Source organism: Brevundimonas sp., from assembly GCF_044336875.1.
GTDB lineage: Bacteria > Pseudomonadota > Alphaproteobacteria > Caulobacterales > Caulobacteraceae > Brevundimonas.
Genome location: NZ_JBIIOP010000007.1, coordinates 99,729 through 119,629, shown reverse-complemented (window position 1 = coordinate 119,629; position 19,901 = coordinate 99,729). Strand labels below are relative to the sequence as shown.

General features: G+C 69.0%; 21 protein-coding genes and 1 pseudogene. 12 read left to right on the top strand and 10 right to left on the bottom strand.

All coding sequences use genetic code 11. The features are described from left to right. Positions 1–78: 78 nt before the first annotated feature. Positions 79–735 (bottom strand): annotated as a pseudogene (locus ACIQ1T_RS10935) (phage major capsid protein); the annotation flags it as partial. Between the two features lie 68 nt (positions 736–803). Here ACIQ1T_RS10935 and ACIQ1T_RS10930 point away from each other — a divergent pair. Both ACIQ1T_RS10930 and ACIQ1T_RS10925 read left to right on the top strand, forming a co-directional pair. Next, positions 804–1,418, top strand: coding sequence for a hypothetical protein (locus ACIQ1T_RS10930; RefSeq protein WP_395944577.1), 615 nt, complete (start codon positions 804–806; stop codon positions 1,416–1,418). Continuing rightward, a complete protein-coding gene (locus ACIQ1T_RS10925; RefSeq protein WP_395944576.1) occupies positions 1,418–2,344 on the top strand; it encodes a hypothetical protein in 927 nt (308 codons plus the stop codon). Before ACIQ1T_RS10930 ends, ACIQ1T_RS10925 begins: the two co-directional genes overlap by 1 nt. Here ACIQ1T_RS10925 and ACIQ1T_RS10920 read toward each other — a convergent pair. The 6 genes from ACIQ1T_RS10920 to ACIQ1T_RS10895 form a co-directional block, all read right to left on the bottom strand. Beyond that, the gene (locus tag ACIQ1T_RS10920) at positions 2,236–2,640 is read right to left on the bottom strand and encodes an HK97 family phage prohead protease (protein WP_395944575.1); all 405 of its coding nucleotides are present in this window, start codon (positions 2,638–2,640) and stop codon (positions 2,236–2,238) included. The genes ACIQ1T_RS10925 and ACIQ1T_RS10920 overlap by 109 nt on opposite strands. A 74-nt stretch (positions 2,641–2,714) precedes the next feature. Continuing rightward, a complete protein-coding gene (locus ACIQ1T_RS10915; RefSeq protein ID WP_395944574.1) occupies positions 2,715–3,056 on the bottom strand; it encodes a hypothetical protein in 342 nt (113 codons plus the stop codon). A 187-nt stretch (positions 3,057–3,243) separates the two neighbouring features. Then, positions 3,244–3,717, bottom strand: a complete 474-nt coding sequence (locus ACIQ1T_RS10910) for a YcgN family cysteine cluster protein (protein ID WP_395944573.1) — start codon at positions 3,715–3,717, stop codon at positions 3,244–3,246. Positions 3,718–3,781: 64 nt separating this feature from the next. Next, a complete protein-coding gene (locus ACIQ1T_RS10905; protein ID WP_395944572.1) occupies positions 3,782–4,828 on the bottom strand; it encodes a chemotaxis protein in 1,047 nt (348 codons plus the stop codon). Between the two features lie 261 nt (positions 4,829–5,089). Beyond that, the gene (locus ACIQ1T_RS10900; RefSeq protein ID WP_395944571.1) at positions 5,090–5,428 is read right to left on the bottom strand and encodes a DMT family transporter; all 339 of its coding nucleotides are present in this window, start codon (positions 5,426–5,428) and stop codon (positions 5,090–5,092) included. A 7-nt stretch (positions 5,429–5,435) separates the two neighbouring features. After that, positions 5,436–6,014 carry a TetR/AcrR family transcriptional regulator gene (locus tag ACIQ1T_RS10895; RefSeq protein WP_395944570.1) on the bottom strand — a complete coding sequence of 193 codons (579 nt, stop codon included), beginning with the start codon at positions 6,012–6,014 and terminating at the stop codon, positions 5,436–5,438. Between the two features lie 318 nt (positions 6,015–6,332). On the opposite strand from ACIQ1T_RS10895, the gene ACIQ1T_RS10890 reads away from it, so the two are divergent. The 10 genes from ACIQ1T_RS10890 (at position 6,333) to ACIQ1T_RS10845 (ending at position 16,734) form a co-directional block, all read left to right on the top strand. Further along, entirely contained in the window at positions 6,333–8,162 is a 1,830-nt protein-coding gene (locus ACIQ1T_RS10890; RefSeq protein ID WP_395944569.1) for an ABC-F family ATP-binding cassette domain-containing protein, read from the top strand. A gap of 69 nt (positions 8,163–8,231) precedes the next feature. Next, the gene (locus ACIQ1T_RS10885; RefSeq protein WP_395944568.1) at positions 8,232–8,435 is read left to right on the top strand and encodes a hypothetical protein; all 204 of its coding nucleotides are present in this window, start codon (positions 8,232–8,234) and stop codon (positions 8,433–8,435) included. Then, positions 8,432–9,238 (top strand): hypothetical protein, encoded by an 807-nt coding sequence (locus ACIQ1T_RS10880; protein WP_395944567.1) that lies wholly within the window; start codon positions 8,432–8,434, stop codon positions 9,236–9,238. The genes ACIQ1T_RS10885 and ACIQ1T_RS10880 overlap by 4 nt, the downstream gene beginning before the upstream one ends. Then, on the top strand, positions 9,235–10,248 hold the full coding sequence (locus tag ACIQ1T_RS10875) for an alpha/beta hydrolase (protein WP_395944566.1): 1,014 nt from the start codon (positions 9,235–9,237) through the stop codon (positions 10,246–10,248). Before ACIQ1T_RS10880 ends, ACIQ1T_RS10875 begins: the two co-directional genes overlap by 4 nt. 594 nt (positions 10,249–10,842) lie before the next feature. Continuing rightward, a complete protein-coding gene (locus ACIQ1T_RS10870; protein ID WP_395944565.1) occupies positions 10,843–12,024 on the top strand; it encodes a TonB family protein in 1,182 nt (393 codons plus the stop codon). A gap of 44 nt (positions 12,025–12,068) precedes the next feature. After that, positions 12,069–13,112: an ABC transporter substrate-binding protein gene (locus ACIQ1T_RS10865; RefSeq protein ID WP_395944564.1), complete on the top strand. Its 1,044-nt coding sequence runs from the start codon at positions 12,069–12,071 to the stop codon at positions 13,110–13,112. Next, positions 13,105–13,884 (top strand): ABC transporter ATP-binding protein, encoded by a 780-nt coding sequence (locus ACIQ1T_RS10860; protein ID WP_395944563.1) that lies wholly within the window; start codon positions 13,105–13,107, stop codon positions 13,882–13,884. The genes ACIQ1T_RS10865 and ACIQ1T_RS10860 overlap by 8 nt, the downstream gene beginning before the upstream one ends. After that, positions 13,881–14,636, top strand: a complete 756-nt coding sequence (locus ACIQ1T_RS10855) for an ABC transporter permease (protein ID WP_395944562.1) — start codon at positions 13,881–13,883, stop codon at positions 14,634–14,636. Before ACIQ1T_RS10860 ends, ACIQ1T_RS10855 begins: the two co-directional genes overlap by 4 nt. Before the next feature lie 65 nt (positions 14,637–14,701). Further along, positions 14,702–15,619: a hypothetical protein gene (locus tag ACIQ1T_RS10850; protein ID WP_395944561.1), complete on the top strand. Its 918-nt coding sequence runs from the start codon at positions 14,702–14,704 to the stop codon at positions 15,617–15,619. Beyond that, positions 15,616–16,734, top strand: a complete 1,119-nt coding sequence (locus ACIQ1T_RS10845; protein ID WP_395944560.1) for a DUF2336 domain-containing protein — start codon at positions 15,616–15,618, stop codon at positions 16,732–16,734. Before ACIQ1T_RS10850 ends, ACIQ1T_RS10845 begins: the two co-directional genes overlap by 4 nt. Positions 16,735–16,852: 118 nt before the next feature. Here the strand turns inward: ACIQ1T_RS10845 and ACIQ1T_RS10840 are convergent, their stop codons facing one another. The 3 genes from ACIQ1T_RS10840 to cysK form a co-directional block, all read right to left on the bottom strand. Then, a complete protein-coding gene (locus ACIQ1T_RS10840) occupies positions 16,853–17,281 on the bottom strand; it encodes a MucR family transcriptional regulator (protein ID WP_395944559.1) in 429 nt (142 codons plus the stop codon). A gap of 151 nt (positions 17,282–17,432) precedes the next feature. Further along, entirely contained in the window at positions 17,433–18,653 is a 1,221-nt protein-coding gene (locus ACIQ1T_RS10835) for a DUF2336 domain-containing protein (RefSeq protein WP_395944558.1), read from the bottom strand. A gap of 51 nt (positions 18,654–18,704) precedes the next feature. After that, positions 18,705–19,685, bottom strand: coding sequence for a cysteine synthase A (cysK, locus tag ACIQ1T_RS10830; RefSeq protein WP_395944557.1), 981 nt, complete (start codon positions 19,683–19,685; stop codon positions 18,705–18,707). Between the last annotated feature and the right edge of the window lie 216 nt (positions 19,686–19,901).

Here is a 19,901-nt window from a genome sequence, read left to right as displayed (position 1 = left end):
CCGGCCAGTCCTCCATCAGCCGCGCCAGGCCCGCACGCCCATCGGCGCCGCCCCGACCGGCGTCTCGGTCAGCCGCGTCGCCGGCTGCCAGATGTAGTTGCCCTCGGCGTCCTTGAACTTGCGCACGGCCGACACCGTCTTGCGGTTCATGACGAACCGGCCGTTCGGCCGATCCTGGGCCTTGGGTGCATAGATCAGGTCGATCAGACGGTCCGCCGGACTGGTCGGAGCGAACCCGCCCTCCGCGCCCGACGCCACATAGCCCACCTGCCCCCAGGCCTGGCCCGCGTCCGCCACGGTCGGACAGGTCATCAGCCGTCGCTCAATGGCCCTTTCGGTCTCGTGCGGTACGACATAGCCGCCCGAGGTCGCCCCCGAGCTCAGCCCGGCCTTCAGCGCCAGCCCCTGCACGGCGCCGGTCTTCAGATACCCGTCCCACTCCGCCTTGGCCTCGGGGGCGCTCGCGGTCTCGACCGGCTCGCCCCCGATCAGGGGACGCCTCTCCCGGCTCATCGCCCGATCCAGCCGCGCCTGGGCCGAGGCCACGGCCTGGTCGATCCGCGCCACCTTCTCCTCCAGCAGCACGTCGGCGCCGGTCTTCTTCTCGATCTCGTCCAGCCGGGCGTCATTCGCCCCTTTGAACGCCTCGAACGCCGCCATCATCTCATGCAGCACGGCGCGCGCCCCAGAGTCCGCAAGAATGGGCGAGGCGGAAGCCTGTTTGGTCTCTCTCATGATGTCTCCGTTGAAAAACCGCCGGTTGCGGTTAGTGTCGAGGCGTGAACAGCACGTCCTCGAAATTCATGGCGGCCATCGAGCGTTCGTGGCTGCTCAAACTGGTCTGGTTATGGACGCCGTTCATACCCGTCACGGCCTTCGCCATCGACAGGCACAATGGCGGACACGAGTTCGGCTTGCTGTCGTTTCTGCCGATCCTGATCCTTCTACCCGGCATACTGCTGCAGCTGATCGTCAACGCGCTCGAAAGACCCGCGCGGCGCGCACGGATGCGGGCTCTCTCGCCCCTGCAACGGATGCAGATGTCCACTGGAGTCGATCCCGCTCCCCTGCACGAAACCCTTCGCATCGCGAGCAAGCCGCCGGTCGAAAGCCTGCCTCGACCGTTGCAGGCCGCCATCGCCTACTGGGGTTCGCCTATCCCCCAAATTTTCGCCGCGCCGATATCGATCCTCGGCCTTCTGATCTGGTTCACCACTGTCCTGATGGCGTTCCGAGCGGACCCGATCGGCGATCTGGCGCGCTGGCTGGGCCCATTGCCCCTTTCCTACTGGCCGACCTTCATCGCTCTCCTGGCTGCGGGCTTCGTCTTCACCCTCTGGTGCTGGTTGCGTGAGATGCATGACCACTACGGCGCGGCGGCCAAGACCACCGGTCGCCGCCCCTATCCCGCGCTCTGATGGCCCGGCTCACGCCCCTCGAACGCGCGGTCATGGACGCCATGGCGTGGGAGTTGCGCGACCTCGCCCCCGACCTCGCGGGTCAGGTGCAGGAAAGCCTGCCGGGCCTGCGCCGCAACACCGGCGCCGGCCTCTATGCCGAACTGATCGTCAGCCGCCACCGCCCCCCGCCCAAGAGCGAGACCCAGCGCCAGGCCACCGGCCTGTTCGGCACCGTCCACGCCATGGTCGGCGACCTGCCCGACCCCGTCGGCTTCCAGGTGGAACTGCGCCAGGGCCGACTGATCGCCCTGCACGGCCAGAGCTACGGCCAGGACACCCGCGCCATCGACTTCGCCACGACCGGGTTCGAAGAGGTCTTCACCCTCGACGCGGCCGGCGAGTCCGTCCTCTACGACCCCGTCGCCCTGATGCCCGAAAGCCCGCTGCGCCGCCTGCACGCCCATGACGACGGCGCTCATGACGCTGCGGGTTGGCGCGACTTCGAACCGCCGCCCGCCGCCAAGCCCGCCGGTCCGCCCTTGACGGTGCTTCAGAAGCTCCAGCTGCCACCCACGCCAGAGTCCAACGCCAAGACCTTCGGCCTTCCCGCCGAAAGCGCGATCAAGTCGGCCCCGCCGCCGCCCCGCACCCCGCTCGGCCCCGTCGCTTACACCTGGGTCGGCCTCTATCTGCTGGCGGCCCTCGCCGCCCTGTTCCTGATCTTCGCCCTGCGCCTTCCGTTCGTCATGGCCGCCGTCTTCATCGGCTGGCTGATGCGCTGGGCCCACTCCAAGAAGGGCCGCCCGATCATCGCCGACTTCGCCGAGACCCTGCGTCAGGCGGGCGTGTTCGAACGGCTGAATCTCGCCCCCGGCAGCATCGGAAAGGTCACCAGCGACACCTCCCACAGCTCCACCGCGCTCAACACCCGCAGCCGTCCCTGACGCCGCGCCCGCGCGGTGCGATAGCCGATCGACAACCCGTCCATCGCCCCCGCTCGGCTCAGCGCCTGGGCGAACCGCGCCTCGGCCGACCAGTCCATGATCCGTCCCCGGACGAACAGCCCGCGTTCATCTTCGACCGCTTCGTCCCAGATCCCGACCGGCGCCCGCGCGTCGGGTCCGCACAGCATCCGCACCCCCTCGGCGACCACCTCGACTGCGCCGAAATCGGTCACGGCCTTGGCGACCGCCGCCCCCCAGTCGCCAAGCGACAGGCCCGAGATTTCCCGCGCCGCCACGTCGATCCAGACCGAACCGGCGTAGGTCTTGCCGGATCCCCCCCAGCAGCAGCCAGGTGCGCCAGTCGATCGTCCTAGGGGACAGCTGGTGGTCCTGTGTCGCCAGCCAGCGCCTCACCCGCCTCAGCTGCGCGCCATTCAGATCTCCCCGCGCTCTTGCCCTCGAATATGCGCTCGATCCGAGCGCTCTCGACCAGCAGTTCCTGTCGAATGCATTCGTCCTCGTCGGGATCGTAGGTTCGTCCACCCATCTCGTCCTCTTCGCTGGCCGCCCGGGCGCGTTGGCGCAGCACGTCGACGGCGCACGCCGAACGCGCGATCACCCCGACCGCCCGCGCCGCCTTCTCGGCCCCGGCCGAATTCTCGATCTCTTCGTTGCACACCCGATCTGCGGCGGCCTGAAGCTGCGCCTGCAATTGCGCGAACAGCGGCCCCCAGCCAGCCCGCCCCCGCCTCGGTCTCTTCCCTATTTCCCGCCATGCCCAAACCATAGCGCACCAGCGGACTCAGGCGCGTCGAAGGGGGCGAGAAAAATGCAAACCCTTGCCGGGCAAGGATTTGGAACGGCCAGCTATGATACCTGGCCCCCGCGATGTGGCGCCGTCAGCCGCGCTCAACGGCCCATTCCGGCGCTTCGAAATCCAGCGCGTCCTCGGGCTCGGCCAGATCCAGCTCGGAAATCGTCTGTCCCCGCACCGACACCCCCGCCGTATGCACCGTCTCCGGATTGCCCGACACCAACGGATGCCAGTTGGCCAACGGCCGCCCCTCGTGCAGCCGGCGATAGGCGCACGACTTCGGCATCCACTCCAGCGCCTCGATATTCTGCGGCGTCAGCTTGATGCAGTCCGGCACGTGCTGCTTGCGGTTCACATAGTCCGAGCAGGAACAGGCCTGGGAATCGAACAGCTTGCAGTGGACCCGCGTCGGGATCACCTCGCCCGTGTCCTCGTCCTCGAACCGGATCACGCAGCACAGGCCGCAGCTGTCGCACAACCCCTCCCACTCGGCCGGAGACATCTCGGCCAGGGTCTTGGTTTCCCAATAGGGACGGACGGGATCAGGCACAGAAAGCATACGGACCGAGAACTCTGGGGGACGCGCCGCCTAACGGCGACATGCGGCGATCCGATGGCGGCGATCAGATGGCCGCCGCGTCCTGGACCAGACACCCATACCATCCCAGACCCTCATAGGTCTCGTATCCCGGCGTCCGGGCGTAGCCCACGGTCCGCTCGCCACGCGCATAGCTGCCCATGGTTCCGCCGGCGACGTCCAGCTCCAGGGTCTCGGTCAGCAGTCCCTGCCCGTCCGAGGCCGCCAGCACCCGGTGTTTCTGATCCAGCAGCAGCACCCGCGTCCGCGTCTTCTCCTCGGGCGTCAGCCGCACCCCGTCGACCACGGTCTGGGCCTGGGACTGCCAGTCGAAATGGATGCCCAGCACCCCGATCACGGCCCCGTTCGACAGGCCGCCCGCGCGAATGGCCGTCGCATAGGTCGCCGTCGGCGCGCCCTTCAGACCCGCCAGACGCACGATGTCCGCCACGGCGAAGTCGTCGCCCGACTTGGTCGCCATGGCGTCCCTGAACCAGGCCATGTCCCGCGCGCTCTCGCCCTGGACCGGATAGCGATCGGGCCGGCCGTTGGCGACCACGGTCCCCTGCCGGTCGCAAATCCACAGGTCCAGATAGACGGTGTAGGCGTCCAGGATCACGCCCAGCCGCGCGCTGGCGTGCTGCGCCTTGTCCGGCGTCGGCTCGGCGACGCAGTCGACCACGGCGCTGTCGGTCGCCCACCAGCGCACATCGCAGGTTCGCTCGTAAAGGTTGCGGTCGATGATCTCGATGGCGTTCAGCGCCAGATCCGCCAGCCTCTGCCCGCGCAGCTGCCCCAGGATCGACCCGCCTATGGCCGAAAGCTCGGTCAGGTCGGCCTTGACCTGTTGTTCCAGCGCGCCCGCCACATCGTCGATCTGGCCCGAGATCCGCTTAAATTCCTCGGCCACCACCATGAAGCTGCGGCCGGCCTCGCCGCTGCGCGCGGCCACCACCTGGGCGTTGACGACCAGCATCTTGGCGGCCCGGTTGACCGAGGCGATCTCGCCGATCTTCTCGCCCGCCACGGCGTTCAGTCGCTCGGACAGTTCGAGTATGCGCTCTGGCCGCGCGGCCGCGCTCTTGTTCGACATTCTGAGATCCCCACCTCGCGACCCCGGCGCCGCCTTGGGGGAAGCGGAACGACGCGAGGGCCAACCCCACGTTGCTCGCTTATACTTAAGGAAATCTAACCAGCGTCCGGCCGGGTTCGGCGCCCGACCGTCTTTCCAGCCGTCATCCCGCGGCCTGTCCTCAGGATCCGGACTTCCGGTGCGTCCACAGAGCGCGCCGCATCAGACACCGGGCGTATGGGGCCTCGCCACAGGGGCGAGGATGACGAGGAAAGAGCCCCCTCAATGCCCTACCGTCTTCGAGAACAGATTGATCACCGCCACCCCGGCGACGATCATCGTCAGGCCGACCACCGCCGGCAGGTCCAGCCTCTGTTTGAACAGCACCAGGCCGATGACCGAGATGGCCGTCACCCCCAGCCCGCTCCAGATCGCATAGGCGATCCCCACCGGCATCTGCCGCAGCGCCAGGCTCAGCAGATAGAAGGCCGCCAGATAGCAGACCCCCATCCCCAGCGTCGGCCACAACCGGCTGAACTGTTCGGACTTCTGCAGCAGGGTCGTCCCCGCCACCTCCAGGCCTATGGCGCCCAGCAGGGCCGCCCAGGTCACGGGGCTCATCGGACGCTCACGCCTCGTTCGCCGTGATCGGATGACCGGGCGTCAGCAGCGAGAGCAGAGCCTTGCGCTGTTCCGGCGACACCTGATGGATGCCGAACAGGTCCGACATCCACAGCCCATCGGCGATCAGCCGCAGCAGCAGGGCGTCGTCGGCCCCGACCGGATCGCTGGGATCGTCCACCTTCACCTTGGCGATCCAGTGGTTCCAGCGCTCGCCCAGGACCGGCTCGATGGCGCAGGCCGCCATGATCACCCGGCCGATGCTGACGTCCTGCGGCGTCACCGGCTCGTTGACCGTGGCCCGCAGATAGGCCCGCGCATTACGGCCATAGGGTTCCGGATCCCGCGCCGCCTCGGCCAGGATGACGTCGGCGTGCATTTCGCCCAGATGGTCGACCATTCCCTCCAGCAGGGCGATCTTGGTCGGGAAATGATGCAGCAGGGCGCCCTTGCTGACCGTGGTCCGCGCCGCCACCGCATCCAGGGTGAAACCCGACGCCCCCAGTTCGGCCGCCACCTCCAGCGCCTTGTCGATGATCTCGGCGCGGGTGTCGTCGGGCGCGCGGCGGCGTGTCGTCGTATCCATGCTCGCAAACATACCGGCTGGACGGTAACCGTCAAGCAATCCTCCCCCATTGGGGGAGGGGGACCGCGGAGGCCGCTTGGCCGACGGGGTGGAGGGGGCGAACGCCCCACCGGCCTGTGCAGTCGGACGCCGCCCCTTTCCTAACGCCTAGGATGCGTCCGCCCCCTCCACCACCCTTCGGGCGGTCCCCCTCCCCCGCTACGCGGTGGAGGATCGGGCTGGCGTCATCGCGACAGACCCCTTAGATCACTCTCGTTTCCGCCCCCTCCACCGCCTCGCGGCGGTCCCCCTCCCCCGCTGGGGAGGATCGAAAGTTCCATGGCTGCCAGACCCCCCCTCGTCGCGCTCAAGGACGTCCACCTTCAGGACGGCCAGCGCCCCCTCTTCGACGGCGTCGACCTCGCGGTCGAGCCCCGCAGCCGTGCGGCCCTGGTCGGGCGCAACGGCGCCGGCAAGTCCACCCTGATGAAGGTAGTCATGGGCCTGATCGAGCCCGACAGCGGCGACCGTTCGGTCCAGTCCGCCACCCGTTTCGCCTATGTGCCGCAGGAGCCGATCATCACCGGCGACACCCTGCTCGACTACGCCTCGTCCGGCGAAGCCGAGACCTGGACCGCCGAATCCTGGCTGGAGACCTTCGGCCTGAATCCGGCGAAATCCACGCAAGGTCTGTCCGGTGGCGAGACCCGCCGCGCGGCGCTCGCCAAGGCCTTCGCCGAAGAGCCCGACCTGCTGCTGCTGGACGAGCCGACCAACCACCTCGACATCCTGGCCATCGAACTGCTGGAGAACGAGCTGATCCAGGCCCGGTTCGCCCTGCTGGTCGTCAGCCACGACCGCGCCTTCCTGAACCGCGTCACCAACACCGTCCACTGGCTGGAGAACCGCCGCGTCCGCACCCTGAACAAGGGCTTCGTCGAGTTCGACGAATGGTCCACCAAGGTCATGGAGGAAGAGGCCGAATCCCTGCGCCGCCTGACCAAGACCATCGAGCGCGAGACCGCCACCTTCTACTCCTCCATCACCGCCCGCCGCAGCCGCAACGAGGGCCGCGCCCGCTCGCTGAACGCGCTGCGCGCCGAACGCGCCGAGAAGATGAAGGACGCCCCGCGCGAGCTCTATCTGGGCGTCGATTCCGGCGCCACGTCCGGCAAGCTGGTCGCCGAGATCAAGAACGTGTCCAAGGGCTTCGCCGGCCGCACCCTGTTCTCGGGCCTGACCACCCGCATCATCCGCGGCGACCGCCTGGGCATCGTCGGTCCCAACGGCGCGGGCAAGACCACCCTGGTCAAGACCCTGCTGGGCGAACTGGCCCCCGACGAGGGCACGGTCCGCATGGGCGCCAATCTGGAGCCCGTCTATCTGGACCAGTCGCGAGAGGGGCTGAAGTCCGACATGACCCTGTGGGACGCCCTGACGCCGGGCGGCGGCGACTCCATCCTAGTGCGCGGCGTGTCGAAACACGTCGCCGCCTACGCCAAGGACTTCCTGTTCTCGGAAGCCCAGCTGCGCCAGCCGATCTCGACCCTGTCGGGCGGCGAGCGCAACCGCCTGCTGCTGGCCCGCGCCCTCGCCAAACCCGCCAATCTGCTGATCCTCGACGAACCGACCAACGACCTCGACATGGACACGCTCGACAAGCTGGAAGAGCTGCTCGAGAACTATGACGGCACCCTGATCCTGGTCAGCCACGACCGCGACTTCATCGACCGCCTGTCCACCTCGACCCTGGCCCTGAACGGACGCGGCGACATCGTCGAGACCCCCGGCGGCTGGACCGACTTCATCCGCCAGAACCCCGGCTTCCTCCAGCCCGGCGCCAATCCCCGCCCCCAGGACAAGGCCGCCGCCGAACGCGCCGCCGCCAACCCGGCCCCCGCCGCTGCCGCCCAGGCCGCTGCGAAGAAACCCGGCAAGCTGACCTTCAAGGACGCCCACCGCCTGAAGGAGCTGGAGGGCCTGATCGAGACCCTGCCCGCGACCATCGCCAAACACGATGCGACTTTGGCCGACCCCACCCTCTACACCCGCGACCCCAAGGCCTTCGACGCCACGATGAAGGCCGCCGACAGGGCCCGCGCGGACCTGGAATCCGCCGAGATGGAATGGCTGGAGCTGGAGGAGAAGAAGGCGGCGCTGGCGGGTTAGGCTGGGACGACTTGAAATCGGTGCAACCGTGCCGATCTCATGTTAACCTGCGCGCACAAAGGAGGCTCCATGTCGTATATGCAGATCGCTTCTGAAGAGACCCTGCGCGCCGGTCGCAAGATCGTCGAACAGTACGGCAGTTGGTCTGCCGCCATCGCTGCCGGCGAACGGCGTGACGACGGCGTGGTGATCCTGCCCGCTTCGCCCCCGGCCCAGCCCACGCCGCCGTCCCAATCTAAGGCGCGGACCAAGAAACCGGCTCCCGCCGCTTGACGATAACCCTGGGGGTCGCCTGGGCGCTGTTCATTTTGGCGCCCGGCCTGGCGGTGTTCGCCGCCCTCTATACATCGGCCGGAAACAAGGTCGTCGCGCCTGCACCGCCCGCGCCCAACTCCTTCACCGCCCTGTCCATAGTCATATTCGGCGCCCTGTCGGCCCATGGCCTGGGCGCGACCCTGTTTGTGTTCAACGATCTCTGGGCGCATTTTCTGCCGTCGATCCAGGTCGCATGGGATCCCAATCCCTACGCCTATTTCCTGTCTCCTCGACCGAAGTCGGACCCGTTCCTGGGCCTTGAAACCTGGTTTCTTCTGGCCCTGCTGCTCCTCCTGTCGCTCGGTGCCTATGGACTGGTCAGAGGCGTGGTCGAGCGGGAAGAGACGCTCAGCATCACGCGCCATCGCCAGGATCCACCCGAACCGGCGACGCCCCTGTTCCGCTTCCTCTATGGCGGCTGGGCCTCCATTCTCGCCCAACTCAGCGCCCAGCCCGACTACGACAAGCACCTGGCCGCCTATGTCGTCACCGACATGGAAGCCGAGGGCGTCTGGATCGGCTACGAAGGCGAGGTGGACGGCGTCTCTCTCGACACCGACAAGCAAATCGCCGCCCTGACCTTGAAGAACTGCCAGGCCTTCAGACTGGCGGCCGCCCAACAGGATTTCACCCATCAGATCGTCCCCCGCACCGCGCCCATCCCCTTGCTGATGATCGACCGATCTCAGATTAAGAACATCGCTCTGCAGGTCGTCTTCCGGCGCAAGTCCGACGAGACGCCGCCCACTCCAGCCTCATGACCCTGCGCACCCACATCGTCGACTTCGCCCCGGCCCAGCAGGCGGCCGTGCGTCGGATCAACGCCGTCCTGGCCCGCGCCCCGCGCCTGCGCACTGATCCCTGGCGCATCGACGCCGGACAGCGGCTGACCGCCTGGCTGGACGCCGCCGCCGGCCATGTCACCACCCCGCGCCTGAAGAAGCGCGGCGTCACGGTCGAAATCCTGCACACCGAGGGCGAACACCCCGTTCCCCTGCGCATCCTGCATCCCACCGGAAGGCCCAGCGCCGTCATCCTCGACATCCACGGCGGCGGCTGGGTGCTGGGCAGCGCCAGCCTCAACGACCGGCTCAACGCCCACCTGGCCCACCACGGCTTCTGCGTCGTCTCGGTCGACTACCGCCTGCTGTCCGAGCGCCGTCACATCTACATCGACGCCGCCATCGCCGACTGCCTCGCCGCCGCCTACTGGACCGTGACCAATGTCGACAGACTGGGCGCTTCGACCCTGTTCATCGCGGGGGAGTCCGCCGGAGGACATCTGGCGGCCCTGACCGCCGTGGCCCTGCGCGACCAGGGCCTGATCGACCTGGTGCGGGGCTGCGTCTTCGCCTACGGCGTCTTCGACCTGTCGGGCACGGACAGCGTCCGCAACGCCGGCCCCGAGACCCTGCTGTTCAACGGCCCGACCATGCAGGCCGACCTGGCCCGTCTGGCCCCCGACCGCGACGAGGCGGCCCTGCGCAGCCCCGAGATTTCGCCCCTCTACGCCGACCTGACCGGCCTGCCGCCCGCCCTGTTCCTGGCCGGCGACTACGACCCCCTGTTCGAGGACAGCCTGCTGATGGCCGCCCGCTGGGGCGAGGCGTCGGACGCCGACCTGATCCGTGTGCCCGAAGTCCCCCACGGCTTTCTGCATTTCGGCGGCCCCGCCGCGCGCGGCAGCCGCACCGCCATTCGGCGATGGATCGACGGACGGCTGGCCGGCCAGGCGGAGAACGCCGTTTCTGTGGACAAGACAAACCACTGATCCGCCAAGGCGAATTTGATCCGTCCACCGATGTTAACAATCTTGTCCACCGCCGCCGGGCCAGTCATGCACATCGGGGCGAGTTCGGGCGCTTGCCTCATAACGGGTTTCGCGAGAACGTCAACGGGCCGAGGGACACGGGGGCGCGGAAATCCAGGGGAGACCCCGGAAATCAAGCGAACCGGCCCGGCTCTCCGACCCGACGCTTCGGGCGATCTCCGGATCGTAACGTGCGACGGGCGGGATCCACGGCTCCAGTCTTCGACGGCCCTCGGGCCGCCGGCAGCGGGGGAACCGGATCGGGATCGATGGACGACGCGGACGCAATGCCGCGGTACGCCGGAGACCAGGAGCGCGACAGGATACAGCCGACCGTCCTTGCGGGTTCGCCCACGACGACGCCGACGCCAAGGCCCTGACCCGAAAGGCCAAGTCCAACCCGGACTTGGCGAGGGGACGAAGAGCACGGGTTCGCCCGGACGCTTCGTCCCCTCGCTCAATTGGGCCGCCGCTCGATCCGGGCCATGCTTCACATTACCGCGCTAGACAGACGCCGATCCGTGCCGCACCCCTGTCGGGCGACCGGAGATACTCATGCGTGCAACCGCCCTTTCCGCCCTTGCCCTCGGCCTCGCCGCCACGTCCGTCTCGGCGCAGGATCGGATCGAATACCTGGACGGCCCGCTGCGCCCGCTGCCGACACCCGATGCGACCTCGCTCGAAACGGCGGCGATCCAGCTTCCATCGGCGTCGGCGACGTGCGGCGATGTTGCGGTTCAGCCCCTCGTGGCCGAAGAATTCGCGCCGACGGCCTTCACGCGCGGCGGACCGGTCAGCGACGGCCTGCTGGACTTCAGCATAGCGGATGACGGCCGGACCCTGGACATTCGCCCGGTCCAACCCTCGTCGATCCCCGTCGGGGTCAGGGACAACGCCGCGCCCCAGGCCGTGCTGGCCGGCTGGCGCTTTCCAGCGGAGGCGCACAAGGATTGCCGCCTGACGATCCGCTGGCGCACCCTGCCCCTCGCCCAGGCCGAGACGGACACCTCGGACCTCATGAAACTGTTCGCCGTCAGCCAGACGACCCGCCCCATCCGTCAGGCCGTGGCGCTGCGTCTGGGCGGCGACGGCGCCGACTGCGGAGACCGTTGGGGCGGTCGGCGACCGAGCCTCGTCTCCTATCCCGACTTCTTAACGGGACGGCGTCCGTCGCCCGGCGCCCGTACCTGGACCATCGTACGCTGGAACATCGACGCGGCGGGCGAATTCACCGATGTCGAGACCCTGGGCTCCTCCGGCGACGCCGATCTCGACGCCGAGACGCGGCGCGCCATATCCGACAGCAGCGCCAAGCCGGGCCCCGCGCGCAAGGGCTGCGTCGCCAACTATTATCGTTGGGGCGAACCGCTGCCCGCCCCGCCCCTACCGCCCGAAGACCAGCGCAAGGATCCTTTGCAGAACTGCCCGGCCGAGATCGGCGAACGGTTCAAGGCGCGGCGCGACCTGATTTATCCCGCCGCCTTCAGCCAGCGCAGCATCGAAGGCTGGGCCCTGGTCCGGTTCGACATCGCGCCCTGGGGCGCCATCGGCAATGTCGAGGTGATCGAGTCCCAACCCGCCGCCGCGTTCGGCGACGACGCCCGTCGGATGGTTCAGGGCAGCACGGCGACACCCGCCTTCAACGCCGGCATCCGCTGCGTCGTGCCCGTGCGCTATCGAATGGGCGAAAGCCTTGCCGACGACGATGCCGCGACGGGGGCTGCGAGCGCCGACTGAAGCTGCGCCTTCCCATCGCCCGCATCCCCCCGTAAATCAGGCGCATGACCACCTCCGGGAATCGCCTGCTGACCCGTCGCCGCGCCCTGCTCGCGGGCGGCGCCGTCGCGCTTGGCGGAGCGGCCCTGGGGTTGCGCGCCTGCGGACGGACCGAGGCGCCGGTGGACGAACAGGGCCGTGTGCGGCTGCGCTTCGCCACCGACTGGCGCGCCCAGGCGGAACAGGGCGGCTTCTACCAGGCCCTGGCCACCGGGGCCTATGAGAAGCGCGGCCTGAACGTCCAGATCGTCCAGGGCGGACCGGGCGTCAACGTGCCCCAGTTGCTGGCGGCCGGCGCCGTCGAACTGGGCATGGGCTCCAACAGCTTCATCCCGATGAACCTGGTCGCGGCCGGGGCCCCGGTGAAGGCCGTCGCCGCCTTCTTCCAGAAGGACCCCCAAGTCCTGATCGCCCACCCCGACCCGGCGCTGGAGACCATCGCCGATCTGGCCGGCCGGCCCTTCCTGCTGGCCGACGCCTCGATCAACGCCTTCTGGGTCTGGCTGAAGGCCAAATACGGCTTCACCGACGACCAGGTCCGCAAATACAATTTCAACCCCGCGCCCTTCCTGGCCGACGAACGGGCGGTGCAGCAGGGCTATCTGACCAACGAGCCCTACACCATCGAACAGGAGGCGGGGTTCACGCCCAGGACCTTCCTGCTGGCGGACGAAGGCTACCCCTCCTACGCCGCCATGGTCCTGGCGCCGACCGCCTTCGCGCGGGACAACGGCGACACCCTGCGAAGCTTCATCGCCGCCTCGGCCGAGGGCTGGCGCGACTATCTGCGCGGCGATGCGGCGCCGGGCGACGCCCTGATCCGCAAGGACAATCCCGACATCCCGCAAGCCGTGCTGGATCAGGCCCGCGAAAAGCTGCGCGACAACGCCATTGTCGACGGGGGCGACGCCGCCCTCTACGGCCTGGGCGCCATGACGGCCGACCGCTGGCAGGCCTTCTTCGAGACGACCAGCCAGGCGGGGGTCTATGATCCCGGCCTGAACTGGCGCGAGGCCTTCACCGACAACTATCTGCCGGGCCGTGGCTGAGCCTATCGCCGCCCTGAACGGCGCGGTCGTGGCCTGGCCCGGTTCCGGCGCCTCGGCCCGCCCGCCGCTCGGCCCCATCGACCTGACCGTCCAGCCGGGCGAAATCCTGGCCCTGGTCGGCGCCTCGGGCGCGGGCAAGTCGACCACGCTTCGCCTGCTCGCCGGGCTGCAGGCCCCGACCTCGGGCGCCGTGGTCCGCGCTGCGGACGTCGGCCGCACCGGCGTCGTCTTCCAGAACCCGACCCTGATGCCCTGGGCCGACGCCCTGACCAATGCGGCCCTGCCGCTGGAACTGGCGGGCGTGTCTCGGCAGGCCGCCCGCGACCGCGCCGCCGCCGCCCTGACTGCAGTCGGTCTGGGCGGGCGGCTGGACGCCCGGCCGTCGCAACTGTCGGGCGGCATGGCCATGCGCGCCGCCCTGGCCCGCGCCCTGGTCACCGCCCCCGACCTGTTGCTGCTGGACGAACCCTTCGCCGCCCTGGACAGCGTCACCCGTCGCCGCCTGATCGAGGATCTGCACGCCCTGTGGGCCGCGGCCCGGCCCAGGCCCGCCATCGTCTTCGTCACCCATGACGTCGAAGAGGCCGTCTATCTGGCCCAGCGGGTCGTGGTGCTGGGCGCCGCCGACGGTCGTCCGATCGCCGATCTGGCGACGCCGGGCATCCCGCCGCGCCCCGAAGGCTGGCGCGCCGCCCCCCTCTATCGCCAGGCGGTCGAGGCCGTCGCCGCCGCCCTGGACGCCAGCATGGGCGCGGGGGGAAAGGCCGCATGAGACGCGCGACCGACCTCCTGCCGCCGCTGGCCCTGATCTCCGTCCTGCTGCTGGGATGGGAGGCCGCCTGCCGTCTGCTGGAGGTCCCGGTCTATTTCCTGCCGCCGCCCAGCGCCGTCGCCGTCGCCCTGGTCCAGGCCGGTCCGCGCCTGGCGGCCTCCGCCCTGGTCACCTTCTCCATGGCGGTCCAGGCCCTGGTCGTGGCCGGGCTGGTCGGCGGCGGCCTGGCCCTGGCGGTGTCGCTGCACCCGACCGGGGAACGGGCCGTGCGGCCGCTGGCGGTGGCGCTGCAGGTCACGCCGGTCGTGGCCATCGCGCCGCTGGTGCTGATCTGGGCCGGGCTGGATCACGCCGACCGGGCCGTGGTCGCCCTGGCGGCCGTGGTCGCCTTCTTCCCCCTGTTCTCGGGGATGCTGACCGGGCTGAAGTCGGCCGATCCGGATCTGGAGCGGCTGTTCGACCTGTATGGCGCCACGCCCCTGCAACGGCTGTGGCGGCTGCGGCTGCCCTCGGCCCTGCCCTTCGCCCTGGAGGGTCTGCGGGTGGCGGCGGGTCTGGCGGTCATCGGGGCGGTCGTGGCCGAATTCGTCTCGGGATCCGGCGCGACGCAAGGCTTGGCCTGGCGACTGCTGGAGGCCGGCAACCGGCTTCGCACCGCCGAAATGCTGGCCGGCGTCCTGTGCCTGACCCTGCTGGGCCTGCTGCTGAACGCCGTCGTCGGCCTGATCGAAAGATTCATGCTGCGCCGTTAGCGGGGGGTTAAGCGATATTCGCCTAGCCTGACGATTGTCCCTCGTCCTCGCGTGAGTTCCCCCCCTTGCGACGCGCCCTGATCCTGTCGACCGTCCTGATCGCCGCCTGCGCCGCGTCGGGCGCCGCCATGGCTCAGGCGACGGCCTCGCCCCAGTCCGCGAGCGGCCTCCGCTACCTGTCCTGGCCCGGCAAGCCGCCCGTCGCCGCCGCGTCGTCGCGCCAGACCGCGCCGCAGCCGACGCGGGTCGTCGCCGTCGCCAACACCCCCGTCAGCCCCATTCCCCTGGCCCGGCTCGACGCGCCCGCCCCGGCCCCGGCCCCGGCGTCCGCGCCGCCCCGGTCCCCGACGCCCGCCCCGCGTCGCGGCCTGACCCCCGCCAGCGACTGGATTTCGCCGACCCCGACCCCGACCCTGCCCCAGGCCTATGCCGCGCCGCAGGATGCGCCGGCCCAAGCCGCGCCGATCCCGACTGCCGCCCAGACTCAGACGCCGCGCCCCATGCCCGCCGAGGCGGCGGCGGTCGAGGCCCAGGCCCAGGCCCAGGCCGACGTCCCGCCCGCCGAGCCCGCCTTCGACCCGATGGCCCCGCGTCGCGACGCGCCGATCTTCCGCCTGCAGCGCCAGGCCTCGGTTGGAGCCGCCGCCGAGGCCGCGGCCCAGGACGCTGCCGAACCTTCCGCCTCCAAGACCCGCGCCGAGGCCAAGGCCGAGCCGCGCTCCGCCGAGCCGCCGGCCATGGTCCAGGCCGCGCTTGCCCCGGTCCAGGGGCCGCGCTTCTATTCGGTCCACCGTCAGGCGGGCCGCCAGCCCGACCCGATCGGCGCGGTCCAGCCCATCTATCTCGACGCCCTGCCGGTCGAGATGACCCAGACACCCTCCTCCGCCGACCTCGCACAGCCCGACGGTCCGCCCGCCCTGCTTCGCAGCAGCGACGGCTCCGTCCGCGCCATGCCTCAAACCCAGGCCGACGACCTGCCATGACCGATCAGATGTCCGCCGTGGAAGCCGAAACCATCCAGGCCTCGCGCCTGCCGCAGCTGATCGCCCTCGCCGGCGAAGGCTCCAGCGAGAAACGTCGTCTTCTGCTGCGTGAACTGACCGACCACTTCTTCGGCGGCGTCGAACACAGCGCGGCCGAGACCGAACTCTACGGCTCCGTTCTGGAGACCCTGGCGGACGAGATGGAGACGGCGGTCCGGGCTGAACTCGCCGCCCGCTTCGCCGACGCCCCCAATGCTCCGCACAGCCTGATCCGCCGCCTGGCCAACGACAATATCGATGTCGCCGAACCGGTGCTGCGGGCCTCCACCGTCCTGACCGACGAGGACCTGATCGGCGTGGTCAGCAAACATGGCCAGGACCATATGCGCGCCGTCTCCGGCCGTATCGAAGTGCCCGAGGCCGTGTCAGAGATCATCGTCGCGCGCGGCGACGACGACACCCTGGGCGCCCTGCTGCGCAACGACGGCGCCCGTCTGTCGCGCGCGGCGTCCGAAAGCGCGGTCGAGCGCGCCAAGGTCAATCCGGCCCTTCACGCCGCCACGGTCGAACGCAAGACCCTGCCCGCCGACCTGCTGAACGAGATGTATTTCGTGGTCGAGGCCCGGCTGCGCCATCAGATCCTGGAACAGAACGCCCGCATGGACCCGGAGCTGCTGGAGGCGGCCCTGGCCGCCGGCCGCACCCGCGTCGCCACCGACGACGGCGCCCTGCCGCCCGACTACGCCGAGAGCCAGGCCTATGTCGACGAACTTCACGCCGCCGGTCAGCTGACGCCGCAGGTGCTGATCCGCTTCCTGCGCTCCAAGGGCCGCACGCCCTTCCTGGTGGCCCTGTCGCGCCTGTCGGACGTCGATTTCCATACGGCGCGCGGCATTGTCGATCGTCGCGACCTGGACGCCCTGTCGGTCGTCTGCAAGGCGGCGGACATCGATCGCGCCATCTATCTGACCTATGCGGTGTCGCTGCTGGGCGCGGACGCCAATCCCATGGGCAAGGCCGCCGCCTATGGCCGCATGTACGGCGAACTGACCAAGGAAGCCGCCCTGCGCACCCTGCGCTTCTGGCGTATGCGCCGCGTCGCCCAGGCGGCGTAATCGAGAACAACACCGGCCGCCTCTCCCTCCCCCGGGGGGAGGGAGACGGTCGCGCCCGACAAGCAAAAACGCCCGCCTCCTTGCGGAAGCGGGCGCTCTCTATCGGTAAAGACCGATCCTACTTCTTGGCGCGCGGGGCGCGGGCGGGTTTGCGACCGCCCTGGCCCAGACCCATCTGCTTGGCCAGTTCCGAACGGGCCTTGGCGTAGTTCGGGGCGACCATGGGATAGTCTTTCGGCAGACCCCATTTGGCGCGGTATTCTTCAGGGCTCATGTCGTATTTGGTGCGCAGGTGACGCTTCAGCGACTTGAACTTGCGACCATCTTCCAGACAGATCAGGAAGTCCGGAGCGATCGACTTGCGGATCGGCACCGCCGGCTCCTTGGGTTCCGGTTCGACCTCGACGGGGCCGTTCGAAACACCCGACAGGGCGGCGTGAATATTGGCGATGAGCGCAGGCAGGGCGTCGGCGGACACGGAATTGTTGCCGACATAGGCCGACACGATGTCGGCGGTCATTTCGAGCAGCTCGGGCTTCTCTTCCATTTCTGGCGTCTCTTTCTTGATCTATTCAATTCGACTGAAACGCCAGCCGAATCCTCCCCTTCGGCTCATAGTGTTGTTTGACCTCAAAAGCAATCTGGACATGTACACGTGAGCTTCACGCGACAAAACAACACTTCAGGGTAGCAATGCTCTACCGGCCGAAGTTTTCGGCCAACACCATCATGGCGGCGCGCTCGGGGGCCGAATATTCATCGACCACGTCATCCTCGCCCTCGCGAATCGCCCGCAGAAGAGTAGGCGTCAGCGCCGAGGACAGAGACCAGTTCCAGTAACGCAATACCGTCTGCGCCCGATCAACCGCCAGCATCTCGTAGGTGATCTGTACACGGTCCCAGTCCGGATGAATCGCGCCGTCCGCCGTCGTCTCCGGCCGTCGCATCGACCGCCACAGGTTCAGCAGATCCACGCGCGACAGACCCGTCGCCTTGCACAGTATGGCCAGGGATTCGCCGCCGGGATCGCCCAGGACCTTGGCGCCGGTCAGCGGCTTGATCCCGGCCAGGAAGGCGATCTCGGCCGCCGTCTCGCGCGACAGGCCGTCGCGCGCCGCCACCGATATGGCGTGTTCCAGACTGTCGTAGGGGCTCTTGGAGATCGCGGCGCGGTTGCGCTGGCGGCGTTCGATGAATTGCAGGGCCTTGCGCGCGACCGGGTCGGACCAGTCCTCGGCGGCGGCCATGGCGAAGACGTCTTCCGACACCTCCTGCATGACTTCGCGCGACACGGCGAACCGCTGCAGTATGGTGCGACGGTCTTCCGCTCCGCACCACCAGAACATCACATAGGCCCCGGCGGGCCGCAGCTCGGGCCGTTTCAGCAGCAGGGCCGACAGTTTGGGATGGGTCCGGCTCAGTCCGACCACCGCCTCGACCCCCATCTGGGACAGGCGGACGGTGCGGTTGCGCAGCACGCATTCCATCACCTCCATCTCGCCGAAGGTGAACAGGGTCTCGGTGACGATCTCGGACAGGCCGCGCCGGCCGGCCATGACCAGGCGATGCTCCGGCCCGGCGTCGCGCGCGCAGCCGACCAGGTCCGCATCGCTCAGCGAGGCGCATTGTTCGATCAGCAGCCGGGCGATCTCGATGTGGTCGCGCAGCAGCAGCCGCGCCACGCTGTTGGGCAGTTCGGCCAGGGGCGCCAGCCGCGCCGCCACCCGCTTGCGCTCCTCCATCGAGGCCAGCCGCAGCATATCGACCAGCAGGTCGCCCGTGACCGCCCGCTCGAAGGCGTTGATCCGGCTGGCGGGCAGGGAGACGACATCGGCCAGGCGCTTCAACAAGGCATGGCGCGCCCGGTTCGCTGCGGGCCGCGCCGCCTCTTCGTCGATCAGGGCCGATGCCTCGCTCATTCTCGCAAGCTAAACGGGTTCGGGTTAACCCGACGTATCGGCTAAGCTTGCCTACAGGCCTTCGAACAGGGCCGTGGACAGATAGCGTTCGGCGAAGGACGGGATGATCACCACGATGGTCTTGCCCGCGTTCTCGTCCCTGGCCGCCAGGCGGAAGGCGGCGGTCAGGGCCGCGCCCGAGCTGATGCCGACCGGAACCCCCTCGGTGCGGGCCACCTTGCGGGCCATGTCGAAGGCGTCGTCGTTCGACACCGCCTCGACCCCGTCCACCACCGACGGGTCATAGATGGCGGGCACGAAGCCGGCGCCTATGCCCTGGATCTTGTGCGGACCGGGCGCGCCGCCCGACAGGACCGGAGAGGCCTCGGGCTCGACGGCGATCATCTGTACCGAAGCCTTCTTCGCCTTGAGCGCCTGACCGACGCCCGAGATGGTGCCGCCCGTGCCGACGCCGGCGATCACGATATCGACCGCGCCGTCGGTGTCGTTCCAGATTTCCTCGGCCGTGGTCACCCGGTGGATGGCGGGATTGGCCAGGTTCTCGAACTGCGAGGGGCTGATGGAATTGGGCGTGGTCTCGATCAGTTCCTGAGCCCGCGCAATGGCGCCCTTCATCCCCTTCTCGGCCGGGGTCAGCTCCAGCTGGGCGCCCAGCAGCGCCAGCATCTTGCGGCGCTCGATCGACATGCTCTCGGGCATGACCAGGATCAGTTTCAGCCCCTTGGCGGCGGCGACGAAGGCCAGGGCGATGCCGGTGTTGCCGCTGGTCGGCTCGACCAGGACGGTGTTCGCGTCGATCTTGCCCGCCTCGGCCAGGGCCTCGACCATGGCCACGCCGATCCGGTCCTTGACCGAGGCGATGGGGTTGAAGAACTCCAGCTTGGCCAGGACCGTGGCCTTGGCCCCGTATTCGGCCGACAGGCGCGGCAGGCGCACGATCGGGGTGTCGCCGATGGTGTCGATGATGGAGTCATAGACCTTGCCCCGACCCTTCTTCAGGTGGCGGGAGGCGTCATAGCTGAAGTCGGACATGGGAAGGCTCCGGGTGGGATCTTATAGGTGCGCTAACAGATAGGCCGCGCGTGCGATCCGCAAGAGGGCGACGGCGAGGATTTCTGTCGATACGCCTCACTCCCGCTCATCCCCGCTCCCTCCTTGCCGTCATCCTCGCCCTTGTGGCGAGGATCCAGACTCCCGGTGCATCTACAGTGTACGCCCTGCCTGAACACCGGGTTTCTGGATCCTCGC

Coding starts and splice junctions, on each gene's coding strand:
- ACIQ1T_RS10930 (WP_395944577.1), top strand. CDS start 804: ATGGCGGCCATCGAGCGTTCGTGGCTGCTCAAACTGGTCTGGTTATGG.
- ACIQ1T_RS10890 (WP_395944569.1), top strand. CDS start 6,333: ATGGCTGCCAGACCCCCCCTCGTCGCGCTCAAGGACGTCCACCTTCAG.
- ACIQ1T_RS10925 (WP_395944576.1), top strand. CDS start 1,418: ATGGCCCGGCTCACGCCCCTCGAACGCGCGGTCATGGACGCCATGGCG.
- ACIQ1T_RS10855 (WP_395944562.1), top strand. CDS start 13,881: ATGAGACGCGCGACCGACCTCCTGCCGCCGCTGGCCCTGATCTCCGTC.
- ACIQ1T_RS10865 (WP_395944564.1), top strand. CDS start 12,069: ATGACCACCTCCGGGAATCGCCTGCTGACCCGTCGCCGCGCCCTGCTC.
- cysK (WP_395944557.1), bottom strand. CDS start 19,685: ATGTCCGACTTCAGCTATGACGCCTCCCGCCACCTGAAGAAGGGTCGG.
- ACIQ1T_RS10900 (WP_395944571.1), bottom strand. CDS start 5,428: ATGAGCCCCGTGACCTGGGCGGCCCTGCTGGGCGCCATAGGCCTGGAG.
- ACIQ1T_RS10875 (WP_395944566.1), top strand. CDS start 9,235: ATGACCCTGCGCACCCACATCGTCGACTTCGCCCCGGCCCAGCAGGCG.
- ACIQ1T_RS10910 (WP_395944573.1), bottom strand. CDS start 3,717: ATGCTTTCTGTGCCTGATCCCGTCCGTCCCTATTGGGAAACCAAGACC.
- ACIQ1T_RS10895 (WP_395944570.1), bottom strand. CDS start 6,014: ATGGATACGACGACACGCCGCCGCGCGCCCGACGACACCCGCGCCGAG.
- ACIQ1T_RS10885 (WP_395944568.1), top strand. CDS start 8,232: ATGTCGTATATGCAGATCGCTTCTGAAGAGACCCTGCGCGCCGGTCGC.
- ACIQ1T_RS10905 (WP_395944572.1), bottom strand. CDS start 4,828: ATGTCGAACAAGAGCGCGGCCGCGCGGCCAGAGCGCATACTCGAACTG.
- ACIQ1T_RS10840 (WP_395944559.1), bottom strand. CDS start 17,281: ATGGAAGAGAAGCCCGAGCTGCTCGAAATGACCGCCGACATCGTGTCG.
- ACIQ1T_RS10845 (WP_395944560.1), top strand. CDS start 15,616: ATGACCGATCAGATGTCCGCCGTGGAAGCCGAAACCATCCAGGCCTCG.
- ACIQ1T_RS10870 (WP_395944565.1), top strand. CDS start 10,843: ATGCGTGCAACCGCCCTTTCCGCCCTTGCCCTCGGCCTCGCCGCCACG.
- ACIQ1T_RS10835 (WP_395944558.1), bottom strand. CDS start 18,653: ATGAGCGAGGCATCGGCCCTGATCGACGAAGAGGCGGCGCGGCCCGCA.